Genomic DNA, 222 nt, shown 5'->3' on the forward strand with positions numbered 1-222 from the left:
TGAAAATATTAACGCTGCGGCAGCTTTAAAAGCAATACTAGTATCAAAGTTAGCACTCATTGCTTCATGACTATTATCATCTTCATTTTGCTTATCAACTATGGTCGCCATTTTCTCTAAACTTGCTTGAACTTGCTCAATGGTACAAATATTGTGCGCAAGCCAGTTGGCAATATGCTGACTTGAAATTCTTAATGTTGCTCTATCTTCCATTAGACCAAC

At 36.5% G+C, this 222-nt stretch carries 1 protein-coding gene; it reads right to left on the bottom strand.

All coding sequences use genetic code 11. The features are described from left to right. A partial coding sequence (locus ACX6CF_RS26995; protein WP_458788463.1) for a hypothetical protein occupies positions 1–222 on the bottom strand: 222 nt, incomplete at both ends.

The organism is Vallitalea sediminicola (genome assembly GCF_054408565.1).